The 2,083-nt window shown below is 44.4% G+C and carries 4 protein-coding genes and 1 pseudogene; 2 read left to right on the top strand and 3 right to left on the bottom strand.

Features of this window, described 5'->3' with window-relative positions; genetic code table 11:
* Positions 1-416, top strand: a 416-nt coding sequence (locus RW65_RS00085; protein ID WP_039054649.1) for an Hcp family type VI secretion system effector, incomplete at its 5' end; no start/stop codon positions are given.
* A gap of 118 nt (positions 417-534) precedes the next feature.
* Here the strand turns inward: RW65_RS00085 and RW65_RS00080 are convergent.
* The 3 genes from RW65_RS00080 to RW65_RS00070 are packed head-to-tail and all read right to left on the bottom strand — an operon-like array spanning position 535 to position 1,545.
* On the bottom strand, positions 535-960 hold the full coding sequence (locus tag RW65_RS00080; RefSeq protein ID WP_039054648.1) for a hypothetical protein: 426 nt from the start codon (positions 958-960) through the stop codon (positions 535-537).
* Positions 953-1,321: a hypothetical protein gene (locus RW65_RS00075; RefSeq protein WP_039054647.1), complete on the bottom strand. Its 369-nt coding sequence runs from the start codon at positions 1,319-1,321 to the stop codon at positions 953-955. Before RW65_RS00075 ends, RW65_RS00080 begins: the two co-directional genes overlap by 8 nt.
* Positions 1,318-1,545, bottom strand: coding sequence for a hypothetical protein (locus RW65_RS00070; RefSeq protein WP_039054646.1), 228 nt, complete (start codon positions 1,543-1,545; stop codon positions 1,318-1,320). The genes RW65_RS00075 and RW65_RS00070 overlap by 4 nt, the downstream gene beginning before the upstream one ends.
* A 353-nt stretch (positions 1,546-1,898) precedes the next feature.
* Here RW65_RS00070 and RW65_RS00065 point away from each other — a divergent pair.
* Positions 1,899-2,083 (top strand): annotated as a pseudogene (locus RW65_RS00065) (hypothetical protein); the annotation flags it as partial.

Genomic DNA, 2,083 nt, shown 5'->3' with positions numbered 1-2,083 from the left:
AAATGCCGCTGCGTTTAGGCTCGATTGAGTTGAAATCTTTTACCCACGGCGTCACTATCCCCGTCGATCCGAGCTGGGGAAAATTGACCAGTACACGCATTCATCGGCCCATCACGGTAGTAAAAGATTTCGACCAGACCACTCCTCTCTTATACCGCACCGTGTGCGAAGGCCGAACATTGAAGCAAGCGACCATCAAAATGTACCGCATCCTGGAATCAGGTATCGAAGCGGAGTATTTCAATATCATTCTGGACAACGTCAAAATCACCACGGTCTCGCCTCATCTTTCTCCCGGCGGTATGAGCAGTACCCATCTGGAAACCCTCGAAATGCGTTACGAAGCGATTACCTGGAAATATACGGAAGGCAACATACTCTACCGCGATACCTGGAACGATCGCGCCTGTGCCTGAAAATCTGCGGTTTGAAAGAAGGTGATATAGTCTTATTGATGCCTGTACTAAATCATTATTGGGATTTTGAACGCTTCCAGCGTATAGCCCGTTCATTATTGCCTTTCGAGCAGGGCTATCATGAAAAATCGATAATATATTGCACAACTACTCCTTTTTCACTCTTCATGGTTGTTATTGAGATCGTTTCAGAAGCGTCTTTACTCTGCCAGCAGAGCTTATCAATATCAAAGTTTCCCTGTCGCATATAGCCAAGCGCCGCCAGATATCTTTCAATTTTATCGATATCTTCCGTTCCGTAAAACTCTATGGCATAGACATGTTTTGCCGGACCGGTGATATTTGCAAAAACGAAATTATAGCGAGGTGAAATCCGCGGCATTTTTTTCAGCACTTCCGGGGTGTAAAAATTATATTCCCGCCTATCTTGCTCTGAATAATGCGCACTACCAGCCAATATCATCTTTATCCACGGCCATGAAAACGCAACTAAACCGGTAATAAATACGACAACGACGGAAAGTACCTTTGCCGGTTTACGCATAAGGCAGGTTTCCTCCTTTGGCTTTATCAATGTAATTTCCGTTATGCGAAATGATAGTGACAATGCCGGAACGAAAGTCATCCCAGAGACGTACAGTCCTGCATAAACTCCGGTAGTACGCCACGGTGTGGCCGTGCGAAACGACATTGATCGTACGAGTGGGATCCCTCATAGATTGGGAATAACTGACTTCATATCTTTCCGCACCGGAAACTTCACCATCATTAATCTGCTTTAGCAGCCTGACAATATCCGTTCCATGAGCATGACCAAGGTCAATCCAGCAGAGGACTTCGGTATAGATCAAGTCATATTTTCTTTTGTATTCACGCCCATCGAGAATGTCTTCACGTTTGCTCATCCCTGCTTCCTTTCCCTAATTTCCTGATACACAGAAATAAAACGGCAAGCTAAAAAAACTTTTTCTCGCACTCCCGTTTCCCTTAAATGGCGGATACCGTAGATAACAGCAAGTTTGTTATTTACTGAAACAGGCGTAAAGGAGATAACCTTAAAAAGCGGAGCTGATACCGATTTTTTCCCCACAAGCTTCTGCTCGCCAGCGATCACTTCGATTCTTTGCACAAGACACTCCTTAAACACAAATCTATGCCTATGTCTTATTGATGAAGTGTCCGGTTTAAATGGGAGCTACTACAACTGGTGCGCAAGCAAAAACAGTGGCTGATTGTTATGCGAGTTGATGCTGTTGTGCTCTCAGTAGCAAATCCTGGCAGTCTCATTAACTGCATTTTCAGTACTCCACTGTATAGCGCGAGAGAGTATCTGTTGATATAACGTGGCCTGTTCAAAAAACAGACGCCACGGCTGTTTTGCCAAAACCAGAACCTATTATTACCTGCATAGTTAATACTGAAAGACTCCTGTATTCAGCACGTTGATAGATTGGCCATGATGAAAACCGGCAAGGAGCAAGGATGTATTACGACGATGAAGTCATCGGTTATTTACAGGATAATAAAATTCTGGCGCTCCAGTTCGATCGCGTTTTAACGGGCACGGGAGAGATGGTTGCGGATTCGATTGATACGTTAGAAGCGGGTTTAACGCGTGCGCTTTATTACACGTCATGTTTTACAGAAGAGTATCAAGACGTTTGTAA

Origin of the sequence: Enterobacter sp. Bisph1, from assembly GCF_000814905.1 — a bacterium.
Taxonomy (GTDB): domain Bacteria; phylum Pseudomonadota; class Gammaproteobacteria; order Enterobacterales; family Enterobacteriaceae; genus Kosakonia.
This window is presented reverse-complemented; position numbering and strand designations above follow the sequence as displayed.

Coding starts and splice junctions, on each gene's coding strand:
- RW65_RS00080 (WP_039054648.1), bottom strand. CDS start 960: ATGCGTAAACCGGCAAAGGTACTTTCCGTCGTTGTCGTATTTATTACC.
- RW65_RS00075 (WP_039054647.1), bottom strand. CDS start 1,321: ATGAGCAAACGTGAAGACATTCTCGATGGGCGTGAATACAAAAGAAAA.